Here is a 25,180-nt window from a genome sequence, read left to right on the forward strand (position 1 = left end):
GCCGACCGGGCATGAGGGATGGGGTGTATGTATTGGCTTTGTGGACGATGATCCTGCGCAAGATGGCCAACAACAAGTGGCTTCAGCTGAATTTGTGGATCGGCCTTACCGTATGCGTGGCCCTGTTCAGCTCCATGCCGCTCTACTCGCAGGCCATTTTGCAGCGGACATTACTGAAGGAGTTGCAGTCCGTGCAGACCGGGAACGGCGTGTATCCGGGTTTTCTCCGGATAAGCACGACGGTCTCGGCATCATCCATGGATGCAAAGACGAAGGAAGCCGTCGAAAACGCCGACCGGTTCGTGAAGACGATTCCGGAGCGCATGGGGCTGGAAGCACTGTCGTTCTATCAGCAGCGTTTCACGCCGAAGATGAAGGTATACGGCGCCGATGCTTCGGCTCAAGAGAAGCAATCGCAAAAGACGTTAGGAAGCTTGATGTCGCTGTCTGATCTGGAGAAGCGGGTCCGGCTGATCGAGGGGCGGATGCCTGCGTATCGTTCGGACGGGATCATCGAGGCGCTGGTCACGCAGAAGTTTCAGCTGGCGACCAAGCGAAAGCTTGGTGAAGAACTGACTGTAGAGCCTCAGGATGGCGGGAAGACCCGCTTTCGGGTCATCCCGGTCGGCATCGTAGAGACGAATCCGGAGGCGGACCGGTATTTGCCGTTTCTGACCACGGAGAACGAGGACGGATTCCTGATCCCATTCCAGCAGTTTGAGCGCGAATTTACGCAGGGCGGCAAAGCCAGGGTCTCCAGCATGGAATGGCGGCTCGCGCTCAATTACGAACAGCTGTCGCTGGGCAAGGTCGATGCGTTCACCAAAGCGGACCGGGAGGTCCGGCGTTATTTTAAGGGCAAGCTTGGGGTAGCCGAAATCAAAATTCCGGCGAGCCCGACCATCGCATCGTACCAGGGCAAACAGGAGAAGCTCGATACGGTGACGCTTTCGCTGTATACCCCTGTCATGCTGATGCTGGCATTCTATTTATATATGACCGCCAATCTGATCATTGACCGGCAAAAGACGGAAATTTCCGTGCTCCGCAGCCGGGGAGCCAGCCGGCTGCAGATCATGGCTGCCTACCTGCTGGAGAGCCTGCTGCTCGGGCTGAGCGCGCTGGCCGCCGGGCCTTTTCTCGGCGTATGGTTCACCAAGCTGCTTGGCGCTTCCAATGGGTTTCTGGAGTTCGTGCAGCGCTCCGCGCTGAAGGTCAGCATGACGAGCAGCGCCTATCAAGTGGCTGCAGCCGCTGTGGCGGGAGCGATCATCCTGATCCTCATTCCGGCCTTCCTCGCAACGCGGGTCAGCATCGTAAGCCACAAGCAGCAGACGGCGCGCCTCACCCGGCTGTCGATCTGGCACAGGACAGGTTTGGATCTTGTTCTCGTCTGCCTGGCAGCTTACCTGCTGTACAATTTCAACCAGCGCCAGGAAGATCTGCGGAGGCTTGCGCTGGGATCTGCCGACCTGCAGGTCGATCCTCTCCTGTTCCTGACCCCGGCTCTGTTCGCGCTTGGAGGCGGCCTGCTGGTGCTGCGGGTATACCCCTGGTTCGTCCGGCTCGTTTATTGGCTGGGCCGAAACGGATGGCCGCCTGCGCTGTATCATACGCTCGTTCAGATCAGCCGCTCGTCCGGGCAGTATATGACCATTCAGGTATTCCTGATCATGACGGTGGCGACGGGCCTGTTCAGCGCGAACGCGGCCAGGACGATCAACGACAACATGGACAGCAAGGTTCGGTATGCGGTCGGCACGGACATTGCGCTGACGACAAAGTGGGAAAGCGATGCGCCTCCACCTGTATCCCCGGGGGCGGGAGGGCAGCCTCAGTCTGAGCCGGCAACGACAACCGTGCAGAAACGGGTTCAGTATACGGAGCCGCCCTTCGAGCCCTTTGAGGAGCTGGATGGAGTGCAAGCGACAGCAAAGGTGTTCAAGAAGCAGGAGGCCAGATTCAGTGCCGTCGGCAATGAAAAGTCCGGCAAAACGGCTCTCTTTGGCATCGACACGAAGGATTTCGGCAGTACCGCTTGGATGAAGGAGGGGCTGCTGCAGTATCCGATCAACAGCTACCTGAATCTGATCGCCCCGAATCCGGAGGCCGTGCTCATTTCGCGGTCGCTCGCGGAGGATGCCAAGCTGAAACCCGGCGATCCGATCCGGGTTTACTGGGACAGCCTGGACGGGGCGACGTTCACGGTGTACGGCATCATCGATTATTGGCCCAGCTGGAGCCCGCTGCCGTCCGATCAGGGAAGCGGAAAACCCGAGCAGCCGCATCTCGTTGTCGGACATCTGGGCACGATTCAGAACAGGCTGGCCGTTGAGCCGTATGAGGTATGGCTGAAGCTGGCGGACGGCACGAACAGCGAACAAATCTACAGGCAGCTGCAGGAGAAGAAGCTGCAGGTGACGAGCCTGCGGGACGCGACGCAGGAACTGGTCCAATCCAGAAATGATCCGTTCCGTTTGGCGATGAACGGCGTGATGACGCTCGGTTTTTCCATTTCGATGCTGGTCAGCTTCATCGGTTTCCTGCTGTTCTGGGTGCTGACCTTATCCGGCCGAACGCTTCAATACGGGGTTCTGCGGGCCATGGGCATCTCTTTCCCGCAAATGATCGGCATGCTCGTCAGCGAACAGCTGCTCACGTCGGGGGCCGCGGTCCTCATCGGCGTGTTCATCGGCAACCTCACGAGCATGAAATTCGTTCCGCTGTTCGAAATGTCGTTTGCGTCCAAAGAACAAGTCCCTCCATTCACGATTACCTATCAGCTCAGCGATTATTTGCAGCTGTACGGCATTATCGGATTCACGCTGGCGACCGGGCTGCTCATTCTGGGGTACCGGCTGACACGAATCCGCATCGCGCAGGCGCTGAAGCTCGGGGAGGAATAACTCATGATTCAATGCGAAGGGCTCGTCAAAATCTATAAAACGGCGGATTTGGAAGTCGTCGCCCTTCAGGGCCTGGACCTTCAGGTGGAGAACGGTGAATTCATGGCGATCATCGGCAATTCCGGCAGCGGCAAATCGACGCTGCTCAACATGCTGGGCGGCCTCGACAAACCATCGGCCGGCAAGCTGTTCGTAGACGGCAAGGACTTGCTCGCGTTCAGCGAGCGCGACCTGGTGCAATATAAACGGGAGTCGGTCGGGTTCGTCTGGCAAAATAACGCGCGCAACCTGATCCCCTATTTGACCGCGATCGAAAATGTCGAGCTGCCGATTCTCCTGCGGGGCCGAAGACGCCGGGCCCGCGCGCTCGAGCTCCTGGAAGCGGTCGGCCTGAGCCACAGGGTGAAGAACAAGCTCAGCGAATTGTCCGGCGGTGAGCAGCAGCGGGTGGCTATCGCCATCGCGCTGGCGAACGAACCGCGGCTGCTGCTGGCCGATGAGCCAACCGGATCGCTCGATACGGGCACGTCGAATCAGGTTCTCGATTTGTTCCGGACGTTGAATCGGGCCATCGGCATTACGATTGTGATCGTGACTCATGATCCGGAGCTGGCCCGCAAGGTGGACCGGGTTGTTCAGATCCGCGACGGCAAGACGTCGGCCGAGATGATCCGCAGGATCTCTTATTCCGATGTGCTGACGCAAATGGACGCCGACACCGCCCGGCGGGAAGCCGAGAGCCATATCGAGTACGCAGTGCTCGACAAGGCTGGCCGGCTGCAAATTCCTGCCGGTTACCTCGACACGGGGAGCTTTAAGGACAGCAACAAGGTGCGTGTCGAACTTGAAGACGGGCGTATCGTTCTGTACCCGGCAAACGAAAGGCAGACGGTCTGAACTTAACCTGGTTTTATTTATGGAATGAAGTGATCCATAACATGACCATGGAACGCCGTTAAGCGGCGTTTTAATGGAATAGATGACATGAGGAGAGGTGGATTCATGAAAAAGCATCGAATCAAACGTTCCATCCTGCTAATGCTCGCTCTTGTTCTCGTATTGGCCCCTTTATCGCTCGGCACACGTCCGGGTCAGGCCAGTGCTGAGCAGGAGTCGGCCGGCCCGCTATCTGAAGGCCGCATGGGAACAGCCGGAACGAGCGATGCGGCAGCAAGCGTTCCGGTAAGCATCTCAAAAGACTTTGAGGACGGGACGCTTCAAGGCTGGTATGGACGGGGCGGCAACGAAGTCCTGACGGTTTCCCCGAATGCAGCCCATACGGGATCTTACGGCATGCAGGTCACCGGTAGGACCCAGGGCTGGAACGGCCCGCAGCTCGACGTGACGCCAATCATGGAAACGGGAAAGACGTACCATTTATCGGCTTGGATCAAGCTGCCTGCCGGAACGGCAAGCTCGCCGGTATCGATTGTGGTCCAACGCACGACGGACGGCGCCAATGCCTATGAACTCGTCAAATCGGTCCAGGCGAGCGACAGCGGATGGGTCAAGCTCAGCGGAGAATATACCTTGCAGCACCCGATTGAAAGCCTAGCCGTTTATATCGAATCCTTTGATGTTCCGACGCTTGATTTTTACGTGGACGATGTCGTGATTGAGCGCGCTCCGGATCCGGTTCCGATCGAGATTCAGAAGGACATTCCGAGCCTGAAGGACGTGTTTGCCGGCCAATTCAAGCTGGGGACGGCTGTGCTGGTCAATGAAATCCAGAATCCGGACAGCCCTGATGCGGAGCTGGTCCGGAAGCATTTCAACAGCCTGACGGCCGGCAACGAGCTGAAATGGGACGCCACCGAGCCCGCGGAGGGTCAATTCAATTTTACGGCAGCCGATAAAATTGTAAACTTTGCTGTGGATAACGGGATCGCCATGCGGGGCCACACCCTCATCTGGCATTCCCAGACGCCGAAATGGGTGTTTTACGACAGCAACGGCAACCTCGCCAGCAAGGAGCTTCTATATGCGCGGATGAAAAAGCATATCGATACCGTCGTTGGCCGGTACAAGGGAAAAATTTACGCTTGGGACGTTGTAAACGAGGTCATTGAGCCCGGCGATCAGAAGCCGGGGGGCCTCCGCAACAGCTTATGGTATCAAATTGCAGGCGAGGAATTCATTGAAAAGGCGTTCATTTATGCACATGAGGCCGATCCGGACGCCAAGCTGTTCATCAACGATTACAACACGAATGATCCCGTGAAACGGCAGTTTCTGCATGATCTGATTAAGCGTTTGAAGGCCAAGGGGATTCCGGTTGACGGCGTCGGCCACCAGACGCATATCGGGATCGAATATCCCCGGGTGCAGGAATTAGATGATATGATTCAGGCGTTCCGGGATCTTGACATCGATCAGCAAATCACCGAACTGGACATGAGCATCTATACGAATGACACGGAGGCCTATGAGACGTTCCCAACCGAGCTGCAAATCAAGCAGGCCAACCGTTACAGGGAGATCTTCGACGTATTCAGGAAGCATTCGGATCAGCTCAGCGCCGTCATATTCTGGGGCAAGGATGACCTGAACACCTGGCTGCGCACGTTCCCGGTCGTTCGCAACAATTGGCCGCTGCTGTTCGATGAACGGCTGCAAGCCAAATACGCGTACTGGGCGCTCGTCGATCCGGCGAAGGTTCCGGTTGAAACGAAGCGCACGAAAGCCCTGGAGGCCAGCGTGAAGATTGACGGCCAGGCGGAAGCGGTATGGAATGTGGCGCAGGCGGTACCGATCCAGACAGGCGGCAAAGCGGCAGCCACATATAAGACATTATGGGACGCAGGACATCTATACCTATGGGTCGATGTTGATGATGCCACAGTCAACGGCAATGATTCCGTCGAAGTGTACATTGACGGCAATAACGGCAAAACGAGTTCTTATGAAGCGGACGACAAAAAGTATACGTTTCGGCGCAGCGGCGCGAATCCGCATAAACCGGCCGAGTATAACGTGGTGAAAACGGAGAAGGGATACCGAATCGAAGCCTCGATCCCGGTCGACGGTGCGCAAACCGGAAAGGAAATCGGCTTTGACGTCCGCATTCGCGACCGGTCGGGTTCAGCGGAAGAGCTGGCGTCCTGGAACGATATTCATCACAGGCAGGATACGGATACGTCCGGGTTTGGCGTATTGACGATGGTGGAAGGTCCGCGAACCGCCAAGGCTGTAAAAGGAACGGCGGTCATCGACGGAGACATCGATGACATTTGGAACAAGGCCGAGCAGATCTTAACCGACCGCTGGGTCAGCGGATCTTCGGGCTCAACGGCCAAAGTTCGAACGCTCTGGGACGATCACCGTCTGTACGTGCTGGCCGAGGTGACCGACTCTCTGGTGACCAAGCGGAGCGCCAATGCGTGGGAGCAGGATTCGGTCGAAATCTTCATCGATCAGAACAACGCACGAGCCGCTTCTTATGACAGCGACGACGGGCAGTATCGTGTGAACTTCGATAACGAGCCGTCGGTCAGCCCCGGATCGCTCATCGCCAATTTGACATCCGCCGCAAAGCGGACCCCGACCGGCTACATTATTGAGGCCGCTGTCGATTGGGTCGGAACACCTCCTGAGGCGGGCAGCCTCATCGGGTTTGACGTGCAGGTCAATAATGACGGGAATGACGACGGGGTTCGCGACAGCGTGGCGATCTGGAATGATACGTCGGACAGAACGTGGCAAAACCTGTCTAACATCGGACTGTTAACATTGGAATAACCCCAGCGAGTGGGGGAACGAATAAAGGCCGCTCCCGGATAAATAACCGGGAAGCGGCCTTTGGTTTAAGGGATCAGGTGGTCAGGCTTCATCGAATGTACGCCATGTACGCCATGTACGCCGAAATATGCTTAAATCACGCCGTTATGATCAGGGTCTTTCTATATTTGTTAGCGCTTACACCGGTATACGTTTTGAACTTCTTATAGAACCAGTCCATCTCGGTATAACCGACTTCATTAGCGATTTCATACACCTTCATGTCGGTATTTTCCAGCAGGAACTTTGCCTTCTCCATGCGCTGCTGAAGCAAATATTCCTTGAAGGTCATTTTCTCTTCAACTTTAAATTTCTGGCCGAGGTAAGAATAGTTGAAGTGAAAAATATGGGAGATTTCCTTCAGCGTGATGTTCTGATGCAGGGCCTCTTCCACATACGCCTTCACCTTGTCGATGATACCGGCCGAAGAGATGGCGGAGGCAGCTTCCTGAACGGTTCCTGCCCATGAGACCGGTTGATGTGCGGAATACGGCGCTTCATCCATTTCCCGCTTCACGGTCTTCAGGCTCGCCGCGAATTCCTCAGGCGATACGGGGTCGGGCAGGTAGTCGTTCACCTGATAATACAAAGCCTTCCGGGCAAGCTGAAACTCATTGCGCCCGCCGATCAGAACGATCGGGACACGGCTTTTCTCCCGGATGCGGCCGCAGAGCTGAAGTCCTTCTTCCTCCGAGGCTCTCATGCTGATCAGCACCAGCTGATGATCCTGGGCGGATAGCATCGACATCGCCTCGGCAGCTGCAGCGGCATGGCACTCCAATTCAAATTCCGCTTGGTGTCTGTCCAGCATACGCTTTATCCATTCCTTCGCATGATGATCGGGATCAACAAGCAGCACCTTATACACGATATTCCCCCCTGTTTCTTTTTCGTAAATCATTGGCTCCGGTGAAGCTGCTTATCTCTCATTATGAAAAAGAACCCGGTACCCAAACAATGTGCTTTTCTTTATATTGCTATCCGTTGTTTACTTATTGGCCATTTGTAATGTAAGGGGTTACAAGCAATCTATATTTTGACGGGTAGAATATCTAACTTACCACAGGTTGTTGCCCTTTCAATGTAAGCGCTACACTTTGAATGTAATTGGGATGCAAATCACTTTAACGGGGGGATTAGAGGAATGCGTATGGGAAAAATGATGCTGCTGCTCTGCACACTGTTACTTGTGCTTTCGGCGTGCAGCAGCGGCGGCTCCAAAAGCGGGTCAAGCGCCGGTACGGCGGAGACGAGTACGGAGACGAGTACCGAGACGGCGGCAACCAACACCGACAATAAAGGTGCGGAAGAGAAGGATGCAGAGCAAACGTACAAAACGCCTGACATGGATTTCGACATGGGCGGAAGAACGATCAAGGTCGTATCGTGGTGGGATATGACGATTCCGGAGGATAACCCGGATAACATCCAGCGCAAAAAAAATCTGGAGGAGCTGGAGAAGAAGCATAACTTCAAAATGGAATACGTCGCGATCGATTACGGCGAATACCAGCAAAAATTGACGGCTTCCCTGCTGGCCGGCGAACCGCTTGGCGACATCGTCAGATTGGGCAAAACCTACACGATTCCGGCACTTGTGAAACAGGACTTGTTGTGGCCCGTCGATGAGTATACGAAAAATCCGGTAGCCTTTAACCAAAGTGTGACCAATCAATACATGCAATATAACGGTAGGGGTTACGGTTTCTCGGAAGGACAGGGCAATAATGTCATGGGTATTTTTTACAACCGGACGCTCATGAGCAAGCTTGGCTTGAAGTCACTTCAAGATTATGTCAATGAAGACAGCTGGAATTGGGATACGTTTTTGCAAGTCGCCAAAGAAGCCAACAAGGATACAAACAATGACGGCAAGCTTGATTCCTGGGGGCTCGCTAACCCGGCGCCGCTCGAATTTGCGCTCGCTTCCAACGAAACGAGCTTGACGAAGGACAACAAGCAAAACCTGGAAGATCCGAAAACGACCGAAGCGCTTAATTTTATTTCCAAGATTGCGACCGAAAAAGTGGCCAGACCAACGGAAGGCGGCGACTGGACCGAGCCGGGCCAATTTTTCCGCCAAGGCAACACATTGATGTACACGGGAGCGCTCTACGAACTTAGCGGTTTCAAGAAGGATATGCCTGACGCGGATATCGGATTTGTGCCGTTCCCTAAAGGGCCTAGTGCAAGCTCGTACCACTCTTACGAAGGCCTCTATCAATCCTTGTTCATTCCTAAGGCTGTAAAGGATCCGGATAAGCTGCTCTATATTTGGGAGAAAATCAACGACATCGATTCGATGTATGACTATCCGGACCAGGCTTCCTATGAAACCTCGTTCACGGACGAAAACGACATTAACAATGCGAAGGAAGTCGCCGCCAATTTGATTGTCCTCGACCACTTCACATTCCCGAACCTGAAGTTCTATGATTTCCTCGGCGAAATCACCAGCGGAACCTCGGTGTCTACGGTGGTGGAAAAGTACAAAGCGCCGTTCCAGGCAGCCATTGATGAGGTTTACGGATCGAAATAATTTCACATGTTGAAGCAGCAGTCCCTATTAGAAATTTTTTTCTAACGGGGACTGTTATTGACATGACATGTCTCTTGCTTCAGGAGGGAGAAGCGTGAACAACCGAAAGAAGAGCTACGTCGCTGTCCTGCTCGTCCTTGCCATACTGGTGTCCATTTGGGCATTCTACCCTTCCGGTTCATCCGAAGTGCGGAGCGTTCAAGCCATGGCCGATTTTGCGGCTGTTACGGGATCGGGCGGGGATGACGGCGGCTACGATGCATATGTGAAAGCCCATTCGGATGCTAAGCGTCCGGATCAGGTTATCCGGATCGAGGGCGAGAGCTTTACCCAAACCGACGGGCCGGGATTCGAGGTTGTCCATCCGTCAGGGGAAACCGCCGTCCTCACGCCGGAGTCGGGTTCCATCAGCTGGAACGTGCCCATCGAACAAGCGGGCCTGTACAACATCCGAATCCGGTATTTGCCGGTAGAAGGCAAAAGTTCCGCAATCGAACGCGGATTGACGATCAATCTACAGCTGCCCTTTAAGGGCGCCGACCTGGTTACGTTTGACCGGGTCTGGGGCAACCGGGACGACAAGATCGGTCGCGATGACAGAGGGAACGATCTGCGTCCGAGTCAGGTAGAGAAGCCGATCTGGCAGGTCGAATCCGTCACCGACCGCAGCGGTTATTATGACGAACCCTATTTGTTCTATTTTGACAAAGGCAATCAAAGCGTGACCTTGACGGCATTGCGTGAGCCTATGGCCATCGATTATATCGAGCTGTACCAGGAAGAAGCATTAAAGACGTACGCAGAAATCAAGAGCGATTATTCAACCGAAGGGCTGCAGCCGGTCAAAGACCAATACACCCTGATTCAGGCAGAGGATGCAGTGTATAAGTCCTCTCCGACCTTGTACCCGGTTTCTGACAGATCGAGCCCGACGGTTATTCCATACGATGTGTCCAAAATTCGGATCAACACGATCGGAGGGCTGAACTGGAAGCTGCCCGGACAATGGATCGAGTGGGAATTCGAAGCGCCGGAGGACGGCTTGTACCAGATCGCTTTAAAAGAGAAGCAGGATCAGCTGCGCGGCGTCTTCGCCACGCGAAGCCTGACGATTGACGGAAAGGTTCCGTTCAAGGAGATGAAGCGGATCCCTTTTGAATTCAGCAGGGACTGGAGCATGTACGTCTTGGGAGAGGATGAACCGTACCTGTTTCACTTGACCCAAGGCAAGCACCGGATTCGCATGACGGTTTCCCTTGGCGAGCTGGCCCCGCTGATCCAGACGATCGAGTCAAGCGTGCTGCAGCTGAACGAAATGTACCGCAAAATTTTGATGATCACGTCCAATTCGCCCGATCCGTACCGGGACTACCAATTGGAGAAGCGGATCCCGGAAATGGCGGAGGTATTCCGCAAACAAGCCGAAACGATCCAGAGCGTGGCCGATTACCTGGAACAAACGACAGGCGAACAGAGCGACAAGGTGGCCATTTTGCACACGATGGTCAAGCAGCTCCAAGAGATGGCCAAACGGCCGGATACGGTTGCGAACCGTTTGGAGGCCTTCAAGACCAACGTCGGCGGCTTGGGTACCTGGATCCTGACCGTCCGGGAACAGCCGCTTACGCTGGATTATCTGGTCGTTTCCTCACCGGATCATAAGCTGCCGAGAGCGGACGCGTCGTTTCTGCAAGTGGTGAAGCATGAAGCCGGGTCGCTCACCGCTTCTTATACCGAGGATTACGACAGCATCGGCAATACCGGCAAGCAGAAGCGGTCGACGACGGTTTGGATTACGACGGGACGGGATCAGGCGCAGGTGTTGAAAAACCTGATCGATGATTCGTTTACCCCGAAATCGGACATTTCGGTCAATCTGAAGCTCGTACCCGCCAACATCCTTCTGCCCGCGACGCTCGCCGGGGAAGGGCCGGACGTGGCCATGCAGATCGGCGAAGACGTGCCCGTGAACTATGCCATGCGGGGGGCGGCTGCCGATTTGTCGAAATTTGCCGATTATAACGAAGTCGCATCCCGCTTTCGCGACAGCGGATTGGTGCCTTACGAATATGATGGGGGCGTCTACGCGCTGCCTGAGCAGCAGTCGTTCCCAATGCTCTTTTACCGCAAGGATATCCTGAAGGAGCTTAACCTGGAGCCGCCCCAAACGTGGCAGGATATTTACAACATGATTTCGGTTCTGCAGAAGCACAACATGGAATTTTATCTGCCGATTGAGGCCGCCAACGCGAGCCTGGTGCCGAACCCGACGTTCTCCATGCTGCTGTACCAGAACGGCGGCGAATTCTACCGGGACGGCGGCAGAAAGAGCGCGCTGGATTCCGAAATCTCCATGGATGCCTTCAAGAAATGGACGCAGTTCTATACGAGCTACAAGTTCCCGCTGCTGGCCGACTTTCCGAACCGGTTCCGGACCGGCGAAATGCCGATCGGCATCGCGGATTATACGACATACAACATGCTGACCGTCCTGGCGCCGGAGATCAAGGGGCTCTGGGAATTTACCATGGTGCCCGGCACGGAGAAGAACGGCACGATCCATCATGAAGTGGCGAGCCACACGACCGGCGTAATGATGCTCGAGGGCGCGCGGGATCAAGAGGCGGCTTGGGAGTTCATGAAATGGTGGACGGATAAGGATACCCAAATCGCATACGGCCGCGAGATGGAAGGGCTGATGGGCGAGGCTGCCCGTTATCCGACAGCTAACGTCGAGGCGCTCGAGGAGCTGCCTTGGCCGGTCAAAGACTATCGCAATCTGGAGAATCAGTGGAAATGGGTCCGGGGAATCCCGCAGGTTCCGGGCGGCTATTTTACCGGCCGGCATCTGGACAACGCATTCCGCAAAGTCGTCAACGCCAGCGAGAATCCCCGCGAGGCTTTGTCGGATTACCTCTTGTACATCAATGACGAAATTGCGGTCAAGCGGAAGGAATTCAATTTACCTGAACAGTAAGGGGGGAATCGGATGCAAGCCGAAACAACCAGCCCGTCCGCCGTATCGAGCCTCGTGCAGCCGAAAAAGCAGTCGCGGCTGGCCAACGTTTGGAGAGAGCTGAAGAAAAACAAGCATTATTACATCCTCATGAGTCCGTACATGCTGATCTTTTTTGCCTTTACGGTGGTTCCGGTCGTGTTCTCGATCGTTCTCAGCTTCTTTTATTTCAATATGCTGGAATTCCCCCGGTTTGTCGGGTGGCAGAACTACTCCAGATTGTTTTTGAATGATGACGTCTTTATGATCGCTTTGAAAAATACGCTGCTGTTTGCGGTCATTTGCGGACCGATCAGCTACCTTGCCTGCTTTCTGTTTGCATGGATTATCAATGAGCTGTCCCCGAAGGTCCGCGCGTTGATGACGCTTGTTTTCTATGCACCGTCGATTTCCGGCAACGTTTTCTTTATTTGGCTCATTATTTTTTCAGGCGACAGATACGGCTATTTGAACGGCTTTTTAATTAAATTCGGCTTTATGCTGGAACCGATTCAATGGCTGACGAACGAGAAGTACATTTTGCCGATCATCATGATCGTCCAGCTGTGGCTCAGCCTGGGTACCAGCTTCCTGGCTTTTATCGCGGGCCTGCAGACGATTGATAAGTCCTTGATTGAAGCGGGAGCGATCGACGGCATCCGCAACCGCTGGCAGGAGCTGTGGTTCATTACGCTGCCGTCCATGAGGCCGCAGCTGATGTTCGGCGCGGTTATGCAGATCACCAGCTCGTTTGCGGTGGCCGATATCTCGGTGGCGCTCGCCGGTTTTCCCAGCGTCAACTACGCGGGGCATACGATCGTCACGCACTTGATGGATTACGGAACGATCCGCTTTGAAATGGGGTATGCGTCCGCGATTGCGACGGTGCTGTTCGCCATGATGCTCGGTGCCAACAAATTGACGCAGCGATTGCTCAGAAAGGTAGGGGAGTGATTTGGTGACGAGAATGATGGCCGCCTTTCGCATGCCGAGAAGGCTGAACCGCTCTTTTACCGTCAGCTTTATGCTGTTCGCGTTCCTGGCCGTATTCGGCGCATTCATGGCGCTGCCGCTGATCTACGCCGTTAATAATGCTTTTAAACCGCTGAACGAGCTGTTCCTGTTTCCGCCGCGTTTCTTCGTGAACAATCCGACGATGGACAACTTTTACGATCTGGTGGCGTTAATGGGAAATTCCTGGGTTCCGCTGTCCCGGTATATCGTGAATACGCTCTTCATTACGATTGTAGGGACTGTCGGCCATATCCTGCTGTCTTCCGCCGCGGCCTATCCGCTGGCAAAATACCGTTTTCCCGGGTCCAGGATCCTGTTCTCGATCGTCGTCATGTCCTTGATGTTTTCCGGGCATGTTACGGCGATTCCCAACTATATGGTGATGTCGTGGCTCGGCTGGATCAATACGCACGCATCGATTATCGTCCCGTCGCTTGCGTTCCCGCTAGGCTTATTCCTGATGAAGCAGTTCATGGAGCAGATTCCGGATGCCCTGCTGGAAGCGGCCAAAATCGACGGGGCGAACGAATACCGGATTTATTGGACGATCGTCATGCCCAATGTGAAACCTGCTTGGCTAACGCTGATGATTTTGCAGTTTCCGATGCTGTGGGGCTCGGACGGGGGCAATTTCATTTACAGTGAGAACCTCAAGACGCTGCACTACGCCTTAGGCCAAATCACTGCGGGCGGGATTGCCCGGGCCGGCGTGGGAGCTGCCGTCGCGCTGATTCTGATGGTCGTGCCGATTACACTCTTTATCATTTCGCAGAGCAACGTCCTTCAGACGATGGCGACCTCCGGAATGAAAGAATAGAGGGGAGACTAGCACGATGCGAATGAGCATACGGAAAGTGAAAAAGTACCTCCTGGTGACTGCCCTCTGCTGCCTGCTGGGGTCGAGTGTAGGCGTAAATGCGGCTCACGCCGAAGGCAGCGCCTCCTACAACTATTCCTTCTGGAATGACACGACGCCGGCTCCTGCCGCCTATGAGGCCACGTCCTTGCTGAACGGCGCGCAGCTTGGCGTAGGCCCCTTCAAAAACCCGAGCGACATCCACGTAACGGCCGACAAAGAGATTTACGTGCTCGATTCCGGCAACAACCGCATCGTCGTCCTCGACGAGCATTTTAAGCCGGTTAAGGTGGTGGATTCCTTTGACCACAAGGGGAAGAAAGATACGTTCAATAACCCGCAAGGGATCTTCGTGACCAACCGGAAGGAGCTCTTTATCGCCGATACGGGCAATAAACGGGTGGTTCATCTGGATTCAAACTTAAGGGTGGCGGGAGTGCTTGAAGCGCCGAAGTCCGACCTGCTGCAGGCCAATTTCGATTTTCAGCCGGTTCGGGTGGTTGTTGACACGGCCCAGCGGATCTACGTCATGTCGACCGGCGTATTTGACGGTTTTATGGAATTCAATCCGGATGGGGCGTTCACCTCGTTCATCGGCGCCAACCGGGTGACGGTTGATCCGGTGGAGCTGTTCTGGAAAAGGATGTCCACGCAGGCGCAGCGGAGCCAAATGGTGATGTTCACGCCTACCGAATTCACGAATCTGGATATGGATGACGAAGGCTTCATTTACGCAACAAGCGGAGACTACTCGAATAACCCGATCAAAAAACTGAACGCTCAGGGCAACGATATTCTCCGGCGGACGGGATATCTCAGCCTGGTGGGGGATATCCGGTATTCAAAAGATGTCGGCCCTTCACGGCTCATCGATATCGATGTCACCGACAGCGAAATGTATTCGGTCCTCGACTCTAAGCGGGGCAGAATCTTCACTTACAGCGGGGATGGACATCTGATGTACATATTCGGCGGCTTGGGCAATCAAATGGGCCAATTCAACACTCCCGCGGCGATTGAACGGGTCGGGGACGATTTTCTTGTGCTGGATAAGGCATTCGGCGAGATAACGGTGTTTCAGACAACAGCGTACGGCCGGATGTTGAACGAAGCGGTCCGGAGCTACTACAGGGGCGATGAGGAAAAGGCGTTTGATCTCTATCAACAGGCGATCAATATGAATGCGAACCTGGAATTTGCTTATTCCGGCGTGGGCAAAGCCCTCCTTCGGAAAGGGGACTACAAAGGGGCTATGCAGTATTTCAAGGAAAGCTACGATCAAGTCAATTATTCGAAGGCGTACCTGCTTTACCGCAAAGAGGTGATGAGAGAATACTTCCCGGCAGTCATGACCGGATTGATCGTGCTTGCCGCAGCTCTCCTGCTCTTCAAAAAGCTCCGGAAGCGGATGAGGAGACAAGGAGGTGTTACGATTGAATCGTGAGCTCGTAAAATACCCGTTTTATCTCATTGTGCATCCGTTTAACGCCTATTGGGACCTGAAATACGAACGAAACAAGCGGCACATGCTGATCGCTTCCTTGATCATTTTGTTTTTGATGATCATCACCAATGTCCTTAGCAACCAGTACAGCGGCTTCCTGGTCAAAATCACCAATCCGGATGATATGAACAGCCTGATGGAAGTAGTCTACATCGTTGTCCCGGTCTTGTTCTGGTGCGTGGCCAACTGGTCGCTGACGACGCTCATGGACGGCGAAGGGAAGTTCGTTGACATTTTTACATCGACGTGCTTTGCCCTCGTTCCGATGATGATTATCAACTTCCCGTGGATCTGGCTCAGCAATATCATATCGCTGCAGGAGACGGCGTTTTATAACTTCTGCAGCACCGCGGCCTTCCTCTGGTCGGCGTATCTTTTGTTCGTCGGCAACATGACCGTACATCAATACTCGCCGTCGAAGACCATCGGGACGATCCTGTTGACGATCGTGGCGATGGGTTTTATGGCTTTTATCTGCCTGCTGTTTTTCGGACTGATTCAGCAGATGATTTCGTTCGTTCACGTCATTTATCAGGAAATCATGCTGAGAAACTAAAGAAAGGAGGAGAAACCATGCGCAAAGCCAGAATCGCCCTGTGGCTCCCGGTACTGATCGCGGGGATCGCGCTGGCCGGCTGTGCCGATTCGAACGTGGCCCGCTCTGGGGCTAATGAAGCACCGGCTGCAGCCCAATTCACCAAGGGCCAGCCTTTGAAGGCGGCTTTCACCGACGCCCGCGCAGCCGGCATGAAAGGCGTAGCCGAAAATGAACGGCTGCGGCTGTTCGTGGATGAGAGTACGGGCGCTATCGCTGTGTTAAATAAGGAAACCGGAGAGACGTGGTACAGCAACCCACCGGAGCAGGGCAAGGACCCGCTCGCCTCGGGAGTGAACAAAGCCAACCTTTCTTCCCAGCTCAAGATCGATTATTACAACAATTTCGGCCAGGTGAATTCCATCAATACGTTCACGGACAGCGTCTCGCATAAGCAGATCAAATTCGAACCGATCCCAAGCGGGGTAAGGGTCACGTACCAGTTTGGAACCGCCGTGAAGTCGGCGGCCGATTTGCCGATGATGCTCAGCAGCGAGCGGATCGAGGCGATGCTGGGCAAGCTGGACAAAACGGGGCAGCGGGCTCTGAAAATCGCCTATAAGGAAGATCCGGATAAAAAGGCGTATGTCCGTAACGACAGCGCCTTAAATGGACTGCAGCTCGATCGCGCCTTCAAGGCATTCGACGATGCCGGATATACCGAAGAGGACCTGATGAAGGACATGGAGGAGCTGCATTTTACACAGGAGAAGCCGGAACCGCGGATATTCCTCGCATCGATCGAATATGCCTTGGACGGCGGCAGCCTAGTCGCCAAAATCCCTGCATCCGGTATTCAATATCCGAGCGCATATCCAATCGGGAATATTTCCTTTCTCAGCTTTTTTGGCGCCGGCAGCTCCAAGGAGAAGGGGGCGATCTTCGTGCCGGACGGCTCCGGCGCGCTCATCCATTTCAACAACGGGAAAAAGCAGTATCCCGCTTACCAGCAGCCGGTGTACGGGGAAGACCTGACGATGAAGACGACCGAGGATGCCAAAACCGAGCAGGCGGTCCGGCTGCCGGTGTTCGGCATCATCCGGGAAAGCGGCGCGATCCTCGGCATCATCGAGGAAGGTGCAGCGGCTGCAGCCATCCATGCCGATATCAGCGGAAAGCTGAACAGCTATAACTATGTATATCCCAGCTTCAATGTCATGAACAAAGGAGAAGTGACGCTGCAAGCGAACGGCCAGGAGCGTACGCTGCCCAGGTTCCAGGAACAGGCGATGAAAACGGACTTTACGGTCCGGTACGCGTTCCTGAACAAAGAAGAGGCCTCTTACCAAGGCTTGGCCCGCTACTACCAGCGTTATTTGGAGCAGCATGGCGGTCTCCCTAAACCGGAGACGGCCGCAGGTGCAACAGATACGCCGTTCTACCTGCAGCTGGTCGGCGGAATCGCCAAACAGAAGCATGTCGCCGGCATTCCTTACCGGACGATCGAGCCTCTCACGACGTTCGAACAGTCGGAGGATATCATCAACCAGATGAAGAGCCGCGACATCTCCAATATCAAATTGAAATATTCGGGCTGGTTTAATGGCGGATTGGATCATGAGGTTCCGGATCATATTTCGGTCGACAAGGCGGTCGGCGGCAGCAATGGATTGCGGGGCTTCTTATCGTTCACGCAGGATCAAGGGGTTTCTTTCTTTCCGGATGTTGCCGTTTTGACCGCGAATACGGGAAAGGGATTCAACGAGAACGCGAATGCTGCGAGAACGCTGAGAGGCGTTCCTGCCGCTCTCTACCCGCTGGATCAGGCACTCAATCGGAGGGACCGGGATAAGCCGCCTTCTTATGTTGTATCGCCGCGGCTTACCGTTTCCTATACCGAGTCGGTGCTGAAAGGCTTGAAAGGATATCAAACGGGCGGCATTTCACTCCGGGATCTCGCCGATCAGCTCAACAGCGATTACCGCAAGCACAATCAACTGGATCGCACACAGTCCGAGAACCTTTCGGTTCAAGCGCTGGGCAGCATCTCGCAGCAAAATTTGAAGGTCATGGCGGACGGCGGCAACGCTTATGCGCTTCCTTTCTTGACGGATATTACGAACGCGCCGATGTCCGGCAGCCGATTCAAGATCGAGGACGAAGAGATCCCATTCTATCAAATGGTCATTCGGGGGTCCATCGACTACACGGGAAGCCCGTTTAACCTGTCAACCTATACGGATGAACGGCAGTATATCCTGAAATGCCTCGAATACGGAGCGGGCGTGTACTTCGAATGGATCCATGAACCGAATGACAAAGTGAAGGATACGGATTATAACGACTTGTATGCCGTCCATTACAAGCAGTGGATCGACCAGGCCGCCGAAATGTACCGCGAGGTGAACGATGTGCTGAAGAACGTCCGGAACGAGCCGATTACGGGCCATGAGAAGCTTGGCGAAGGCGTGTTCAAGACGGTGTACGGGAACGGCATATACGTCATTGTGAACTATAACCGTACGGATGTGACGGTGGACGGCCAAACGGTGAAAGCCGAGAGCTATTTGACGGGTGGTGTGCAATCTTGAAGTCGATCATGAAAATCGGCGCGAAGCGGCGGACGTACGCCGAACAGAAGGCGCTTTGGGGCTTTATCTACGTTTTGCCGTGGCTGCTTGGATTCCTTCTCTTTTTCCTAATACCGTTAATTTCCTCATTAAGGTACAGCTTCAGCTCCATCGAAGCCAATGCTAACGGCATGAACATCAGCTTTATCGGCATCTCCAATTACGTGGAAGCCCTTACGGTCAATACGAGCTTTAACCGTACGCTGACGACCTCGATCGTAAACATGGTCATCAACGTGCCGCTCATTGTCATCTTCAGCCTGTTTTTAGCTGTACTGCTGAACCAAAGGTTTGTCGGGAGAGCCATTGCCAGATCGATCTTTTTCCTTCCGGTCATCCTGGCGTCCGGAGTCATTGCAAATTTGGAGACGTCCAGCCTCGTTCAGGCTATCAATGAGCAGAACGCCGGCGGTGCCGTGAGCGGCCTGGGGACCAGCGAGCTGACGCGGATCATGGTCAATTCCGGTGTCAGCGATAACATCGTCACGTACCTGACGAGCGCCGTGGATCGCATCTACCAGATCGTCAGCCAGTCGGGTGTGCAAATTCTGATCTTCCTGGCAGGGATCCAGTCGGTATCCCCCCAGCTGTATGAGGCCTCCAAGATCGAGGGAGCGACCGGTTACGAAGCGTTTTGGAAAATCACGCTTCCCATGGTCAGCCCGCTTATCCTGGTCAACGTGATTTATACGGTGATCGACTCGTTCTCCCGGAGCGAAATGACGACGCTGATCAGGGAAACGGGATTTACAAATTTCAATTTCGGCCTCAGCTCGGCGATGGCCTGGATTTACTTCCTGGCGATCATGGTTATTTTGCTAATCATTACGTTTTTCATTTCCAAAAGAATTTTCTATCAAGAGTAGAAGGAGCGTGAGCAGCGTTGATCATCGCCCGTTTGTTGTCGCTCGAAAGCTGGAAGCGCTGGCTATGGACCGTCGTGCGGCTGGTCCTGATGGCAGGACTGTCGTTTGTCATTCTGTACCCCATTCTTCAAAAGATTTCAACGGCCATCAAGGACAAGAGCGATCTGTATTCGCCGATCGTCGTCTTTATCCCGGAGCATTATTCGCTGGACAATTTCAAAAAAGCCATCTCGATCATGGACTATTGGCACACGCTGTTCAATACGTTTACGTTATCGGCCATGACGACGATCCTGACGGCCGTGTCCTGCGCGTTTGCAGGCTACGCCTTCGCGCGGCTTAAATTCAAAGGCAGTAATTTGCTCTTTGGAGGTGTCATCCTGACCATTCTGGTGCCGCCAACGACCATTCTGATACCGATCTACATGAATTTGAAGGATTTCAGTCTCATGGGGCTGATCCCGCTGCTGACCGGGAAGTCGGTGAACCTGCTGGACTCGTACTGGCCTTTCTTTCTAACCTCGGTCACCGCTAACTCGCTGAAGGCGGGTCTCTACATTTTTATTTTCAGGCAGTTTTTCCGGGGGATCCCGAAAGAAGTGGAGGAGGCGGCTTATATCGACGGGGCGGGCGTAAGCAAAACTTTTATGCGCATCATGCTCCCGAATGCCGTTCCGGCCATCGTTACCGTGCTGTTGTTTTCGTTCGTATGGCAGTGGAATGACAGCTTCTTTACGACAACGTATTTAACGTCGGGCAAAGTGATGTCCACCCAACTGGCGTCGCTGCCGCACAACCTCTCCATCATGCTCGAGGGCGGGGTGGCGACCAACAAGGATCCTTTCTATATGAGCATGGTCCAGGATACCGGCATCTTGCTGGCCATCCTGCCGCTGATCATTATTTATTTGTTCGTGCAGCGTTACTTTGTGGAAAGCATCGAACGGACCGGCATCGTCGGGTAAGGTTGGGTTATGGTATTAACGAAAAAGCAGCATGCGGTCCCGCATGCTGCTGCTCTATTTTATTTATCTATAAGGAGAAGGTTCCTAGTGGAAACGGATAGAAAGCTGCTTGATTTAATCTCAAGGCCGTAAATCACCCGATTGCCGGTACTCACGAGGCGTGCAGCCCACGATACGCCGGAATTGTCTGGAGAAATGCTCGACATTTCTGTATCCGCACAGCTCGCTGATATCGGCGATTCGAAGCGATCCGTGGATCAGCCTTTCCTTGGCGAGGCGGATCCTGCACTGGATAACGTCGTCCATGCAGGAAATCCCGAAAGTCGCCTTATACAGCGTTTGCAGGTACCCGGGGCTCAAGTGAACGTCATCGGCCATGGAAGGGACGCTCCATTCAGCGCCGGGACGGTTATGGATCGCCTTGCGCAGATTCAGCAGTTTCAGGTAATGCGGCGAATTTTCCTTGGATTGAAAAGCTTCGAGCAGCTTGTTGAACAAGATTCGAAACAGGTAGTCGATCGAGAGCTCCCGGTAATCGCAGCTGAAAAAATTTTCGGTGGCCAGAAGCTGAAACAGCTGGCGGCAGTACCCGGGATCCGGGACCGGAATCGGAACGCCCCGCGGAAGTGCCGTCTCCAAAACGTAGGATTCGTCCGTCTCGAAACGGACCCAGTCATTCACAAATTGGCCTGAGCAGGCGCGGTACATAATCTTTTGGCGAGGGGGAAAGAGAACGGCACAGTTTGCCGGGTACTCCCGGATTTCTCCTTGAACCCAGAACTCGGCCGGCGTTTGCGTAAGAATCAGCAGCCAAAAATCATGTCCTTCCGGAATGTCATAAATAAAGTCTCCGGGATGGGCGGCATCATATCCGACATAGTAAATGGATGTCGTCATCACGATCTCCAATCTTAGAATAGATCAAATTTCTGTCAGCATAGATCATTCATTGCTGAGATGTCCTAATTTATAATTTCATAGTAAACGCAATATAAAGTCAATAAAATAATCAGAAATGGCGTTACTCCGTCAGTAAATCCGTATTTGAAATGATCAATAAAGGTGAGGACCATGCCATGATATTGAAAAGCGAATATATCAAAGTACTATGCTATACCCGCTCTCCGCAGGACGACATCATCTATGCACCGAGACTGGCGTACAGCATGCATCTTGCCTATAGCGAGGACGGCAGGGGTTTCCAAGCCTTGAACCATAATTCAGGCGTCCTGTTCGCCAAGGCAACGAACCATGAAAACGGGACGCTCCGGGCCAAAAGCCTGAAAAATCCGTACCTCTTCCGCATGGCCGACGGAAAATTCGGTGTCGTTGCCATACGGACAGAGGCGGATGGACAGCAGGATGAAGAGAGCCGAGGGGCGGTGCTGTTCTTTACTTCCGACGATTTGCTGCAGTACCAAGAAATCGGGCTTGTTGATTTGAAGAGCGATGCTTACGCCCAAGATGTCGCTTGCGAGTACGATGAATCAAGCCAGGTATACATCATCCGCTGGAGCGACGGGAAGGGCGGCAGCTACCAAAATAAGATTCAGGATCTTTATGATTTGGCTGGCGCCGGGACTCCGGAAAAAGTGGAGGCGTTTACTCTCGGAGCCGTATCGGCCGATATTGAAGGCATCCAGCCCCGCAATGTGATCCGCGTTCCGCGGGAAACGGCACAACGCCTCATATGCCGGCTTACGGTTCCCGAGAATGTCGCCATTGAAGTTCCGGATAGCATCATTGCGACATCGGCCGAGGATTTGAAAGCGCTCAAAGCGACCGCGGTATACAGTGACGGCACCACGGCCCCCAAAGCCGTGGACTGGGATATGGCAGCGGTTCGCTGGGATCAGGCGGGAACCTATCAGGTGAGGGGAAGGGTTCGTCAGGAGCATTATGCGTTTCCGATCGCGCCGAACCGGGCGGACCCTTGCATCGCGAAATGGAACGGCAAGTATTATTTCATTGCGACGAACGACGCCGACGGCAACCGAACCTTGTATATCCGGGAAGCAGAGACGATATCCGGTCTTGTTCAGGCCGGCGAGTCTTTAATTTTGGATACACAAACCTATGATCACATTAAAGGGCTGTTATGGGCGCCCGAGTTCCATATTATCGGGGACGGGCTGTACATTTTTCATGCGGCAACGACAGGCGAATTTTTCTATGAAGAGTGCCACGTGATGAAGCTGCGCGAGGGTGGGGACCCCACTTGCGCAGCTGACTGGTCGATGCCACGGCGCGTCGTCAGGAAAGACGGTACCGAGTTATGCGAGGCGGGCAAGGTGATCTCACTGGACATGACCGTCATCCAGGTGAACGGGGATTGTTACGCGGCTTGGTCGGAGCGGCAGTTCGTGCCTGTAGATCTTGGCGCCTGGGTTTATATCGCGAAATTGGATCCGAAGGAGCCGTGGAGGCTGGCGAGCGATCCGGTGCTGCTGACCAAGCCGGACTTTGGCTGGGCTAATAACCATACCTTTGTCGATGAAGGGCCGTTTGCTTTGATCCGGGACGGCAGGATTTATCTAACCTTCTCGAGCGCGGCGGTAGACGCTACATATTGCGTAGGCCTGCTGACCGCCGAAGCGAATGCGGACCTGCTGGATCCCGGCAGCTGGACGAAGGGTAATTATCCGATTCTGACGTCGAGAAGCGTCCCGGGCGAATACGGTCCGGGCCATAATTCTTACATTACCGATGACGATGGCGTCACTTGGAACGTATACCATGCCCGACCGGGAGTAGAGGGGCCAAGAGGCTCCGGAATCCGCCGCGTTCATTTCGGTATGGACGGATATCCGGTGCTTGATTTAACGGAAGAAAGAGATTTGAACCCGGCTTTGGCCGAGGTGTCGATCGAAATCATTGTACAACGCGATTAGGAAGGGGCAGAGAGAACATGTATCCAAATCCGATTATATGGGCCGATTATCCGGATCTTGACGTGATCCGGGTGGAGGATACCTACTATATGGTGAGCACGACGATGCACATGATGCCGGGCTGCGTCATTCTGCGATCATACGACCTGATTCAATGGGAAGTGGCTACACATGTATACGACGTACTGGACAATACGCCGGCACAGCGGCTCGAAGGCGGCCAACATATTTACGGCCAGGGCATGTGGGCGCCATCTTTTCGTTACCACAAGGGAAAATTCTACGTCATCTTCGTGGCGAACGATACCCGCCGGACTTACCTGTACACGGCAGATAGCGTAACCGGTCCATGGACGAAGCAGTACATCGAGGGCTTTTATCACGACTGCTCCCTGCTGTTTGACGATGACGGCCGGACGTATTTGATATACGGCAACACCGAGATTCACCTCCTCGAATTGAAGGAGGATCTTTCCGGTCCCAAACCCGGCGGGCTGAACCGCGTTATCGTGAAAGAACGGGAGCCGTACCATCTCGGGTACGAGGGTGCCCACTTTTATAAGATCGATGGCAGGTATTATGCTTTCTTTATCCATATTTCGAAGGCTTTAGGGCGCCGAACGCAGGCCTGCTTTGCGGCGGATTCCCTAGAGGGCGAGTTTACGGGCGGAGAGGTTTTTAATGACGATATGGGGTATTTCAATTCGGGCGTAGCGCAGGGCGGCATCGTGGATACGCCGGACGGGAAATGGGTGGCTGTGCTGTTTCAGGATCACGGCGCCGTCGGCCGGATTCCGGTGCTTGTTCCGCTGCACTTTGAAAACGGTTTTCCGGTATTCGCCAAAGCAGCACCCCCAATGATCGAGCTGCCAAGCACAAGACCGGGGTATACCTACCAGCCTTTGGTTGGAAGCGACGACTTTGATTACACGCCGAACGAAGACGGCAAAGTGCGCCTGAAGGATGTTTGGCAGTGGAATCATACGCCTGACGATGCATTGTGGTCCGTAACGGACAAACCGGGAGTCTACCGGGTCACATCCGGCAAGATCAGCCCCAATTTGACGTTCGCGGTCAATACGCTGACGCAGCGTGCCATGGGACCAGCATGCGAAGTAACGGTCACGCTGGACGGCAGCGGGCAGAAGGATGGCGATTATGCAGGCTTATGCTTTTTGATCGGTACATACGGCTTGATCGCTTTGACCAAGGAGGCCGGCCGATCCTACCTGGTGATGCTGGCCAGAGAGGCCAAAGACCGCTCCATATTCGGCAAACTGGTCGACGAAGAGCCCGGGACCGAACTCGCCAGAGTTCCCGTTTCCGGAAACGTCATCACACTTAAGACGATTGGCAATTTCGTGAACAATGAGGATGAGTGCATGTTTTATTACCGGGATGGTGCGGATTGGAGGCAGCTCGGGATTACACACAAGATGGTATACAAGCTGGACCATTTTATGGGATGCCGAGTCGGTCTGTTTTTGTTCTCCACCCGGGAGGTTGGAGGGACGGCGGATTTTTCCGATTTTCAATACCAGGTGCTGAAGTAACCGACTTCCGTTCGCTCCATATGCAATGGGGATGTTCCTGTGGGAGCGTCCTCGTTTGCGCTGGATGTTAATTTGAAAGTCGCAAGGTGTGGTCGAAGACAACCATACTTTGCCGGGTGAAGACACGGTCAATGGCAGGTTGTTGCGTG

The 25,180-nt window shown here is 54.1% G+C and carries 16 protein-coding genes; 14 read left to right on the forward strand and 2 right to left on the reverse strand.

The genetic code is table 11. The annotated features are described in order from the left end of the window. The first annotated feature begins 23 nt into the window (after positions 1–23). The 3 genes from ABID47_RS10875 (at position 24) to ABID47_RS10885 (ending at position 6,644) form a co-directional block, all read left to right on the forward strand. Positions 24–2,906 (forward strand): ABC transporter permease, encoded by a 2,883-nt coding sequence (locus ABID47_RS10875; RefSeq protein WP_354496550.1) that lies wholly within the window; start codon positions 24–26, stop codon positions 2,904–2,906. 3 nt (positions 2,907–2,909) lie between these two features. After that, positions 2,910–3,803 carry an ABC transporter ATP-binding protein gene (locus ABID47_RS10880; RefSeq protein ID WP_105443974.1) on the forward strand — a complete coding sequence of 298 codons (894 nt, stop codon included), beginning with the start codon at positions 2,910–2,912 and terminating at the stop codon, positions 3,801–3,803. A gap of 105 nt (positions 3,804–3,908) precedes the next feature. After that, positions 3,909–6,644, forward strand: a complete 2,736-nt coding sequence (locus ABID47_RS10885; RefSeq protein ID WP_354496553.1) for an endo-1,4-beta-xylanase — start codon at positions 3,909–3,911, stop codon at positions 6,642–6,644. A 136-nt stretch (positions 6,645–6,780) separates the two neighbouring features. On the opposite strand, the gene ABID47_RS10890 is transcribed toward ABID47_RS10885, so the two are convergent. Next, positions 6,781–7,551, reverse strand: coding sequence for a helix-turn-helix domain-containing protein (locus ABID47_RS10890; RefSeq protein ID WP_354496555.1), 771 nt, complete (start codon positions 7,549–7,551; stop codon positions 6,781–6,783). A gap of 276 nt (positions 7,552–7,827) precedes the next feature. Here ABID47_RS10890 and ABID47_RS10895 point away from each other — a divergent pair, with 276 nt between their 5' ends. The 9 genes from ABID47_RS10895 to ABID47_RS10935 all read left to right on the forward strand — a co-directional run bounded on the left by ABID47_RS10895 (position 7,828) and on the right by ABID47_RS10935 (position 20,587). Then, positions 7,828–9,222: an ABC transporter substrate-binding protein gene (locus tag ABID47_RS10895; RefSeq protein WP_354496557.1), complete on the forward strand. Its 1,395-nt coding sequence runs from the start codon at positions 7,828–7,830 to the stop codon at positions 9,220–9,222. Between the two features lie 94 nt (positions 9,223–9,316). Next, positions 9,317–12,199, forward strand: coding sequence for an extracellular solute-binding protein (locus ABID47_RS10900; protein WP_354496559.1), 2,883 nt, complete (start codon positions 9,317–9,319; stop codon positions 12,197–12,199). Positions 12,200–12,211: 12 nt separating this feature from the next. Further along, positions 12,212–13,171, forward strand: coding sequence for a carbohydrate ABC transporter permease (locus ABID47_RS10905; protein ID WP_251673821.1), 960 nt, complete (start codon positions 12,212–12,214; stop codon positions 13,169–13,171). 13 nt (positions 13,172–13,184) lie between these two features. Continuing rightward, the gene (locus tag ABID47_RS10910) at positions 13,185–14,048 is read left to right on the forward strand and encodes a carbohydrate ABC transporter permease (RefSeq protein WP_089550090.1); all 864 of its coding nucleotides are present in this window, start codon (positions 13,185–13,187) and stop codon (positions 14,046–14,048) included. A gap of 16 nt (positions 14,049–14,064) precedes the next feature. Next, positions 14,065–15,531: a hypothetical protein gene (locus ABID47_RS10915; protein WP_354496561.1), complete on the forward strand. Its 1,467-nt coding sequence runs from the start codon at positions 14,065–14,067 to the stop codon at positions 15,529–15,531. After that, positions 15,521–16,147, forward strand: coding sequence for a Yip1 family protein (locus tag ABID47_RS10920; protein ID WP_354496563.1), 627 nt, complete (start codon positions 15,521–15,523; stop codon positions 16,145–16,147). The genes ABID47_RS10915 and ABID47_RS10920 overlap by 11 nt, the downstream gene beginning before the upstream one ends. A gap of 17 nt (positions 16,148–16,164) precedes the next feature. After that, positions 16,165–18,717 (forward strand): DUF5696 domain-containing protein, encoded by a 2,553-nt coding sequence (locus ABID47_RS10925; RefSeq protein WP_354496565.1) that lies wholly within the window; start codon positions 16,165–16,167, stop codon positions 18,715–18,717. Further along, positions 18,714–19,622, forward strand: coding sequence for a carbohydrate ABC transporter permease (locus ABID47_RS10930; protein ID WP_116232513.1), 909 nt, complete (start codon positions 18,714–18,716; stop codon positions 19,620–19,622). The genes ABID47_RS10925 and ABID47_RS10930 overlap by 4 nt, the downstream gene beginning before the upstream one ends. A 17-nt stretch (positions 19,623–19,639) precedes the next feature. Continuing rightward, a complete protein-coding gene (locus ABID47_RS10935) occupies positions 19,640–20,587 on the forward strand; it encodes a carbohydrate ABC transporter permease (protein ID WP_076169184.1) in 948 nt (315 codons plus the stop codon). 120 nt (positions 20,588–20,707) lie between these two features. Here ABID47_RS10935 and ABID47_RS10940 read toward each other — a convergent pair whose 3' ends face one another. After that, positions 20,708–21,484, reverse strand: coding sequence for a helix-turn-helix transcriptional regulator (locus tag ABID47_RS10940; protein WP_354496568.1), 777 nt, complete (start codon positions 21,482–21,484; stop codon positions 20,708–20,710). Positions 21,485–21,663: 179 nt separating this feature from the next. Between ABID47_RS10940 and ABID47_RS10945 the strand changes: the two genes are divergently transcribed. Further along, complete coding sequence (locus tag ABID47_RS10945) at positions 21,664–23,478, forward strand: family 43 glycosylhydrolase (RefSeq protein WP_354496570.1); 1,815 nt, start codon at positions 21,664–21,666, stop codon at positions 23,476–23,478. Between the two features lie 17 nt (positions 23,479–23,495). Beyond that, positions 23,496–25,031 carry a glycoside hydrolase family 43 protein gene (locus tag ABID47_RS10950; protein WP_354496572.1) on the forward strand — a complete coding sequence of 512 codons (1,536 nt, stop codon included), beginning with the start codon at positions 23,496–23,498 and terminating at the stop codon, positions 25,029–25,031. Positions 25,032–25,180: the final 149 nt, after the last annotated feature.

Origin of the sequence: Paenibacillus favisporus (genome assembly GCF_040545415.1) — a bacterium.
Lineage (GTDB): Bacteria > Bacillota > Bacilli > Paenibacillales > Paenibacillaceae > Paenibacillus_AQ > Paenibacillus_AQ favisporus.

Excerpts from the sequence above, each read along its gene's own strand:
- ABID47_RS10950 (WP_354496572.1), top strand. The coding sequence starts at position 23,496 with ATGTATCCAAATCCGATTATATGGGCCGATTATCCGGATCTTGACGTG.
- ABID47_RS10910 (WP_089550090.1), top strand. The coding sequence starts at position 13,185 with ATGATGGCCGCCTTTCGCATGCCGAGAAGGCTGAACCGCTCTTTTACC.
- ABID47_RS10945 (WP_354496570.1), top strand. The coding sequence starts at position 21,664 with ATGATATTGAAAAGCGAATATATCAAAGTACTATGCTATACCCGCTCT.
- ABID47_RS10915 (WP_354496561.1), top strand. The coding sequence starts at position 14,065 with ATGCGAATGAGCATACGGAAAGTGAAAAAGTACCTCCTGGTGACTGCC.
- ABID47_RS10905 (WP_251673821.1), top strand. The coding sequence starts at position 12,212 with ATGCAAGCCGAAACAACCAGCCCGTCCGCCGTATCGAGCCTCGTGCAG.
- ABID47_RS10925 (WP_354496565.1), top strand. The coding sequence starts at position 16,165 with ATGCGCAAAGCCAGAATCGCCCTGTGGCTCCCGGTACTGATCGCGGGG.
- ABID47_RS10880 (WP_105443974.1), top strand. The coding sequence starts at position 2,910 with ATGATTCAATGCGAAGGGCTCGTCAAAATCTATAAAACGGCGGATTTG.
- ABID47_RS10940 (WP_354496568.1), bottom strand. The coding sequence starts at position 21,484 with ATGACGACATCCATTTACTATGTCGGATATGATGCCGCCCATCCCGGA.
- ABID47_RS10895 (WP_354496557.1), top strand. The coding sequence starts at position 7,828 with ATGCGTATGGGAAAAATGATGCTGCTGCTCTGCACACTGTTACTTGTG.
- ABID47_RS10885 (WP_354496553.1), top strand. The coding sequence starts at position 3,909 with ATGAAAAAGCATCGAATCAAACGTTCCATCCTGCTAATGCTCGCTCTT.